Here is a 7,217-nt window from a genome sequence, read left to right on the forward strand (position 1 = left end):
CCGCCGCCCCACGCCGCTCCCCCGTGCGCCGGCCGTCCGGCGCCGCCGCGGCGACGACCGCGCGGCGGCTGCCGAACCCCCGGCTGACCGGACTGGGCGGCGGCCTGTTCTGCGCGGCGATGATGCTCGCCCTCGGCTTCCTCGACCAGTTGCTGTTCGAGGCGGAGCGGACGGTGTACGGCGTCCTGTTCCTGCCGGCCTGTGTCCTGACCGCGGTCTGGGTGCGGCGGGGCGACCTGCTGACCGCGCCGATCATCGTGCCGATCGGTTTCGCGGTGGGACTGGTCACCGTCGCGGACGGCGGTGACGGGTTCTCCGGGCACCTCGCGGGGTACGTCACCGCGCTGGCCACGGAGGCCGGGTGGCTCTACGGGGGGACGCTGATCGCCGGCTCGATCGTGATCGCCCGCCGTGTCCGGCTGGTGCGGCGCCGGGCCGCCGCCCGCGGCCGCGCACCGGCCGCCTGAGCCCCGGCGGGAGTCCCGCTCAGCCCGTCGTCGTGCCCTGTTCCGCCGCGCGCATCGCCGCGCCCACGATCCCCGCGTTGTTCTGCAACTGGGCCGGGGCGATCTCCGCGCGGATGCCGTCGAGATACGGCAGGAACTTCTGCGCCTTGCGGCTGACCCCGCCGCCGATGATGAAGAGCTCCGGGGAGAACAGCATCTCCACGTGGGCGAGGTAGGCCCGGACCCGGTGTCCCCACTGCTCCCAGGACATGTCGTGGTCCTCCTTGACCTTGCTGGAGGCCCGCTTCTCGGCGTCGTGGCCGTCCAGCTCCAGGTGGCCCAGCTCGGTGTTGGTCACCAGGACGCCCTCGCTGAAGACGGCGCTGCCGATGCCGGTGCCGAAGGTGAGCAGGATGACCGTGCCCCGGCGGCCTCGGCCCGCGCCGAACCGCATCTCGGCGACGCCCGCCGCGTCCGCGTCGTTCACCACGGTCACCGGCAGCCCGCCCAGCCGTTCGCTGAACAGGGCACGCGCGTCCGTGTCGATCCAGCCCTTGTCGACGTTGGCCGCCGTACGGACCGTCGAACCGGCCGTGACCACGCCGGGGAAGGTCAGTCCGACCGGGCCGGTCCACTCGAAGTGCTCCACCACCTGCCGCACCCCGTCGGCCACCCCGTCGGGGGTGGCGGGGTGCGGGGTGAGCACCTTGTGGCGCTCCTGGGCCAGGTCACCCCTGTCGAGATCCACAGGGGCGCCCTTGATGCCCGACCCGCCGATGTCCACGCCGAAGATCTGCATGGCACTACGTTACGGCCTGCCACGTGCGGTCACTTCTCGGCGGTACCCGCCCCGCCGCGCTCCGCGACCAGCGCCGCCGCCTCCTCGCGGAGGTCCCGGCGGAGCTCCTTGGGCAGGGAGAAGGTGATCGACTCCTCCGCCGCCTTGACGATCTCCACGTCCGTGTAGTCCCGCTGGGAGAGGTACTCCAGGACCTGCTCGACCAGGACCTCCGGGACGGAGGCGCCGGAGGTGACGCCGACCGTGGTGACGCCCTCCAGCCAGCTCTCGTCGATCTCGTCGGCGAAGTCGACCAGGTACGCCGCGCGGGCGCCGGCCTGCTTGGCGACCTCGACCAGCCGCTTGGAGTTGGAGGAGTTGCGGGAGCCGACGACGATCACCAGCTCGGCCTCGGCGCCCATCTGCTTCACCGCGAGCTGACGGTTCTGCGTGGCGTAGCAGATGTCGTCGCTGGGCGGGGAGATCAGCTGCGGGAACTTGTTCTGCAGCGCGTCGACGGTCTCCATGGTCTCGTCGACGGAGAGCGTGGTCTGGGAGAGCCAGACAACCTTGGAGGGGTCGCGGACCTCGACCTTGGCGACGTCCTCGGGGCCGTCGACCAGCTGGATGTGGTCGGGGGCCTCGCCGGAGGTGCCGATGACCTCCTCGTGGCCCTCGTGGCCGATGAGGAGGATGTCGTAGTCGTCGCCTGCGAAGCGGACCGCTTCCTTGTGGACCTTGGTGACCAGGGGGCAGGTCGCGTCGATGGTGGCGAGCCGGCCGCGCTCGGCCTCCTCGTGGACGACGGGGGCGACGCCGTGCGCGGAGAACATCACGATGTTCCCCTCGGGGACCTCCTCCGTCCGCTCGACGAAGATCGCGCCCTTCTTCTCCAGGGTCTGCACGACGTACTTGTTGTGGACGATCTCGTGCCGGACGTAGACGGGCGCACCGTACTGCTCCAGCGCTTTCTCGACGGCGATCACGGCGCGGTCCACACCCGCGCAGTAGCCACGGGGGGCGGCGAGCAGGACACGGCGGCCAGGCGAAGCAGTCATACGGTCCATCGTAAGGCCGCGTTCGGCGGGTCAGAGATCGCGTGGCCCCCGCGTTGCCGGTGAGACTGGCGAGGAGGCGTACGGGTACTGGCGGAGGCGCGATGTCCGAGACCGGCACGGCGGCCCAGGGGGCCGGAGGCACGGCGGCCCCAGGGGCCGGAGAACCGCGGGAGCTGCGGCGGACGCTCGGCTTCCGGGACCTGGTGGTCTACGGGCTGCTGTTCATCGCGCCCATGGCGCCGGTCGGCGTCTTCGGCACGCTGGACGCCAAGTCGCACGGCGCGGTGGCGCTGGTGTACGTCGTCGCCACGGTGGCCATGGCGTTCACCGCCTTCAGCTACGCGCAGATGGTGCGGGTCGTCCCCCAGGCGGGCTCGGTCTTCGCCTACGCGCGCGCGGGGCTCGGCCGGGGGGCCGGATTCGTCGCCGGGTGGATGGCGATGCTGGACTACGTCCTCATCCCGGCGGTCGCCTATCTCTTCTCCGGCATCGCGATGAACGAGCTGGTCCCCGGGGTCTCGCGCTGGGTGTGGACGGCGCTGGCGGTCGTCGTCACGACGCTGCTGAACCTGTGGGGGGTGCGGGCGGCGGCCCGGGTGGGGTTCGCGGTGCTCGCCCTGGAGATCGTCGTGCTGGTCGTCTTCGTGGTGTCGGCGGTCGTGGTGCTGGTCCGGGACGGCGCCGAGCGGGGCTGGCTGTCGCCGCTGTCCGGGGACGGGACGCAGGGGGCGTTCGCGCTGTCGGCGGTGGTCGGCGCGGTGTCGGTGGCGGTCCTGTCGTACCTGGGCTTCGACGCGATCGCGACGTTCGCGGAGGAGGTGACCGGAGGGTCGGCGAAGGTGGCGCGGGCGCTGCTGTTCTGCCTGGCGCTGGCGGGCGTGCTGTTCGTGGCGCAGACCTATCTGGCGGCGCTGCTCTCACCGGCGACGTCGGCGGAGCTGGCGGCCGATCCGGCGCGGCAGGGGTCGGCGTTCTACACCGCCGTCGACGTTTCCGTGGGGTCGTGGCTGCATGATCTGGTGGCGGTGAGTAAAGCGATCGGTGCGGCGTTCGCGGCACTGGCCGGGCAGGCGGCGGCCGGACGGCTGCTGTTCGCGATGGGCCGGGACCGGCGGCTGCCGGGGGTGCTGGCGCGGACGTACGCGGGGGTGCCGCGGGTCGCGCTGCTGGTCGCGGCCGTGATCACGCTGGTGGCGGCGGTGTGGGCCGCGCGGCGGGACGACGGGCTCGACCATCTGACGTCGGTGGTCGACATCGGGGCGCTGGCCGCGTTCACCTTGCTGCACGCGAGCGTGGTGGGGTGGTTCGCCGTGCGGCGGGCGGGGGGTGCGGACTCTCCGGTGAGCTGGTGGCGGCATGTGCTGGTGCCGGTGGTCGGGGCGGCGGTCACCGTCGCGGTGATCGTCGAGGCATCGGGAACGGCGCAGGTGGTGGGGTTGATCTGGTTCGTGATCGGCTTGGGGGTGCTGGTGGTTCAGCGGGGGCGGCCTGCTTCGTAGGGGGAACGGCCCCGCGCCCCCGGAGGGGCGCGTTCCCCTTCCGGCGTTCTCAGGCACTGTCGGCGTGGGCGGATACGCTCCCCGTATGGCCGTCAACACGACTCCCGAGTCCCCCCTGCCCGTGGGCGAGGTCTCCCGGCTCATCGGGAGCTGGATCGACCGGCTCGGCGCGATCTGGGTCGAGGGGCAGATCACCCAGCTCTCCCGGCGGCCGGGCGCCGGCGTGGTGTTCCTGACGCTGCGCGACCCCTCGCACGACATCTCCGTGAGCGTCACCTGCTACCGGCAGGTGTTCGACGCGGTGGCCGACGTGATCGGCGAGGGCGCCCGCGTCGTGGTCCGCGCCAAACCCGAGTGGTACGCGCCGCGCGGGCAGCTGTCGCTGCGGGCCGCCGAGATCAAGCCCGTCGGGGTCGGTGAGCTGCTCGCCCGGCTCGAACAGCTGAAGAAGTCCCTCGCGCGCGAGGGACTGTTCGCGCCGGAGCGCAAGAAGCCGCTGCCGTTCCTGCCGCAGCTGATCGGGCTGGTCTGCGGGCGTGCCTCCGCCGCCGAGCGGGACGTCCTGGAGAACGCCCGGCACCGCTGGCCCGCCGTCCGCTTCGAGGTGCGCAACGTCCCGGTGCAGGGGGTGCACGCGGTGCCGCAGGTGGTGCAGGCCGTCAAGGAGCTGGACGCGATCGACGACGTCGACGTGATCATCGTGGCGCGCGGCGGCGGCAGCGTGGAGGACCTGCTGCCGTTCTCCGACGAGCAGTTGGTGCGGACGGTCGCCGCGTGCCGTACGCCGGTCGTCTCCGCCATCGGGCACGAGCCGGACAACCCGCTCCTCGACCACGTCGCGGACCTGCGCGCCTCCACGCCGACGGACGCCGCGAAGAAGGTGGTGCCGGACGTCGGCGAGGAGTACGAGCGGGTACGGCAGCTGCGGGACCGCACCCGGCGCTGTGTCGCGGCGTTCCTGGACCGTGAGGAGCGGGGGCTGGCGCAGGCGCTCTCCCGGCCCTCGGTACAGGACCCGCACCGGATGGTCGAAGGACGTGCCGAGGAGGTGACGGCCCTGCTGGAGCGGGGCCGGCGCACCCTGCGCCACCAGCTGGACCGCGCGGACTCCGAGCTGACGCACACCCACGCGCGCGTGGTGGCGCTCTCCCCCGCGGCGACGCTCCAGCGGGGCTACGCGGTGCTCCAGCGGGAGGACGGCCGGGCGGTGCGGGACCCCGCCGAGGTGACGGCGGGCGAGACGCTGCGCGCGCGGGTCTCCGAGGGCGATTTCACTGTCAGTGTCGACGCTTAGGGTGGGTGGAATGACCAGCGAGGTGGAGCAGACGGCGGCCCGGACCGAGGCGCTCGGCTACGAGCAGGCCCGGGACGAGCTGATCGACGTCGTACGGCGCCTTGAGGCGGGCGGTACGACGCTGGAGGAGTCCCTCGCCCTGTGGGAGCGGGGCGAGGAGCTGGCGAAGATCTGCCGGCGCTGGCTGGACGGGGCGCGGGCCCGGCTGGACGCGGCCCTGGCCGAGGAGGCCGGGGGCGAGGACCTCGCGGACCCGGCCGGTTCCTAGGCCCGGTCGTCGGCTGCCCGTCCGCCGGACGGCGGACGGCCCCGTGGGCTCCCGCCGCGCGGGCTACTTGCCGCTGTCCTCGGCGAGCGTGTGCGCGACCAGGGCGTTGGCGTGCCCGTGGCCCAGGCCGTGCTCGGTCTTCAGCCAGCCGACGAGTTCCATGTGCCGGGTGAGCGGCGAGGAGCGGATCAGCTCCTTCCACTCCGCGACCGGGCGGCCGTACTTCTTCTCGATCGACGGGAAGTAGCTCGCGGGGCCCTTGACGGCGTCGGTGGTCATGTCGGTGCGGTCCCATCCGGTCGGGTGACGAGGTATCGGTGTTCATGACACCGGGAACCGCGGAAAGTGATCGCCGTCGTGATGTGATCCGCGTCACTCGACCGTCAGGGAGGTGAAAGCAGGCCACTCGGTGTCCTCGGCCCAGGTGTCGTTGCGGACGGCCAGGGTGAGGCCGCCGGAGCCGGACGCCGCCTCGCCCCGACGGGAGCGCAGGGTGGCGCAGGAACGGCCGTCGACCGTGACGCGTACCGCTTCGGGGGTGACGGTGACGTCGAGCGCGTGCTCGGCGGCGGGTTCCAGGGCGCAGCGAGGGGCGTTCCGGTCGCCGCCCTTCTCGATCAGGCGGGCCGAGCCCTGGCCGACGGAGAGGATCACGGGGCGCTCACTGCCGGAGCGGACGGTGAGATTGACGCCGGTCGTGCGGGGGCGCAGGCCGGTGGCCGTGGTGCGGACCCGGTACGCGGTCCAGTCGGCGGTGGCGAGCGGGGCGTGGGCGGCCCAGACGTAGCCGCGGCGCGGGTGCGGGCCCTCGCCGGTCAGGGCGCCGGTGCCGAGCCGCAGGCCGCCGCCGAACCGCCAGTCACCGGGCCGCTCCAGGGGTCGGCGGACGTCGGCGGGGGAGAGCGGCGCCCAGTCGGCGATCCGCGCGAGCAGCGCCTCAGCGCCGGTCTCGCGGGTGATCTCCAGCCGCTGCACCAGTCCGGCCGCGGCGGCGCGCGGGCCGGGCGGCGACGGCCGGTCGGGGCTGTTGGTCAGGGCGGCCGTGAACCGTTCCCGCAGCAGCGCGCGGAGGATCGCCGTCCCGCTCGTGCCGAGGTTGGTGTCGCCGAGCGCCTCGGAGAAGGGGAACGCGAACAGCTCGGGCCGGGGCAGGCCGTGGGCGGGGAGGGCGGCGATCGACCGGTCGAGGTCGGCGGCGACGCGGCGCCGGTACTCGGCCTCCGTCTCCGGGCGGCCGTCGGCCTCCCGCCAGATCCGGTTGCTGAGCACCGACGCCCGGCGTCCGGAGGCGTCCACGGCGGCGCGTACGTGGCTGTCGTCGGTGTGCGCCTGGAAGTCCCAGCGGCCGGACCGGGCCATCCGCCCGGTCTCCGCCCAGGACAGGTAGTAGGGGCGGTGGGTGCCGACCTGGCCGGTGATGAGGTAGACCGCCGCCTTGGCCCCGTACCGCTTCAGGATCGGGTCGGCGTGCACCCACAGGCCGTGGGTGCCGTCGTCGAAGGTGAGGTAGACGGTGCGCGGCGCGGGGGTGCGGCCGGTGCGCAGGTACGCGGTGAACTCGGCGGTCGTCAGGGTGCGGTACCCGGCCCGGCGCAGGGCGCGCAGGTGGGCGTCGAAGCGCTCCGGCGACACCGTGTAGCGGCCCTTCGTCTCGTCGCCCACGTCGTGGTAGGCGAGGACGACCGGGGCGGCGCTCCCGGCCGTCGCCGGGGTGGCCGCGGCCGGGGCGCCCGCCGCCGGGGCCGGGGCCTGCCGGGAGACGGCACGGCGGAAGGCGTCGTACTGCCAGGCGGCGGTGAAGGGCAGCGCGAGGACCGCGAGGGAGAGCAGGGCGAGGGAGCCGCGCAGCAGCGGTCGGCGGCGGTCGACCGGCC

8 protein-coding genes are annotated in these 7,217 nt (G+C 73.6%); 4 read left to right on the forward strand and 4 right to left on the reverse strand.

Annotation, left to right across the window (positions count from 1 at the left end; all coding sequences use genetic code 11):
• Positions 1-467 (forward strand): DUF6542 domain-containing protein (locus tag UW392_RS66855; RefSeq protein ID WP_320785239.1); only part of this gene is annotated, 467 nt, incomplete at its 5' end.
• 19 nt (positions 468-486) lie between these two features.
• Here the strand turns inward: UW392_RS66855 and ppgK are convergent.
• Both ppgK and UW392_RS66865 read right to left on the reverse strand, forming a co-directional pair.
• On the reverse strand, positions 487-1,245 hold the full coding sequence (gene ppgK / locus UW392_RS66860; RefSeq protein WP_320785240.1) for a polyphosphate--glucose phosphotransferase: 759 nt from the start codon (positions 1,243-1,245) through the stop codon (positions 487-489).
• 29 nt (positions 1,246-1,274) lie between these two features.
• Complete coding sequence (locus tag UW392_RS66865; RefSeq protein WP_320785241.1) at positions 1,275-2,291, reverse strand: 4-hydroxy-3-methylbut-2-enyl diphosphate reductase; 1,017 nt, start codon at positions 2,289-2,291, stop codon at positions 1,275-1,277.
• Between the two features lie 92 nt (positions 2,292-2,383).
• On the opposite strand from UW392_RS66865, the gene UW392_RS66870 reads away from it, so the two are divergent.
• The 3 genes from UW392_RS66870 (at position 2,384) to UW392_RS66880 (ending at position 5,343) form a co-directional block, all read left to right on the forward strand.
• Positions 2,384-3,781: an APC family permease gene (locus tag UW392_RS66870; RefSeq protein WP_320785242.1), complete on the forward strand. Its 1,398-nt coding sequence runs from the start codon at positions 2,384-2,386 to the stop codon at positions 3,779-3,781.
• A gap of 85 nt (positions 3,782-3,866) precedes the next feature.
• The gene (gene xseA / locus UW392_RS66875) at positions 3,867-5,075 is read left to right on the forward strand and encodes an exodeoxyribonuclease VII large subunit (protein WP_320785243.1); all 1,209 of its coding nucleotides are present in this window, start codon (positions 3,867-3,869) and stop codon (positions 5,073-5,075) included.
• 10 nt (positions 5,076-5,085) lie between these two features.
• Entirely contained in the window at positions 5,086-5,343 is a 258-nt protein-coding gene (locus UW392_RS66880) for an exodeoxyribonuclease VII small subunit (RefSeq protein ID WP_320785244.1), read from the forward strand.
• Between the two features lie 63 nt (positions 5,344-5,406).
• Here UW392_RS66880 and UW392_RS66885 read toward each other — a convergent pair whose 3' ends face one another.
• Entirely contained in the window at positions 5,407-5,622 is a 216-nt protein-coding gene (locus UW392_RS66885) for a DUF4287 domain-containing protein (RefSeq protein WP_320785245.1), read from the reverse strand.
• A gap of 93 nt (positions 5,623-5,715) precedes the next feature.
• On the reverse strand, positions 5,716-7,217 hold a 1,502-nt coding region (locus UW392_RS66890; RefSeq protein ID WP_320785246.1), incomplete at its 5' end, for a polysaccharide deacetylase family protein.

The sequence above is a fragment of the Streptomyces sp. CRN 30 genome, from assembly GCF_034105845.1.

Bases quoted from the DNA above. Each gene is read 5' to 3' on its own strand.
- ppgK (WP_320785240.1), bottom strand. From the start codon at position 1,245: ATGCAGATCTTCGGCGTGGACATCGGCGGGTCGGGCATCAAGGGCGCC.
- UW392_RS66865 (WP_320785241.1), bottom strand. From the start codon at position 2,291: ATGGACCGTATGACTGCTTCGCCTGGCCGCCGTGTCCTGCTCGCCGCC.
- UW392_RS66870 (WP_320785242.1), top strand. From the start codon at position 2,384: ATGTCCGAGACCGGCACGGCGGCCCAGGGGGCCGGAGGCACGGCGGCC.
- xseA (WP_320785243.1), top strand. From the start codon at position 3,867: ATGGCCGTCAACACGACTCCCGAGTCCCCCCTGCCCGTGGGCGAGGTC.
- UW392_RS66880 (WP_320785244.1), top strand. From the start codon at position 5,086: ATGACCAGCGAGGTGGAGCAGACGGCGGCCCGGACCGAGGCGCTCGGC.
- UW392_RS66885 (WP_320785245.1), bottom strand. From the start codon at position 5,622: ATGACCACCGACGCCGTCAAGGGCCCCGCGAGCTACTTCCCGTCGATC.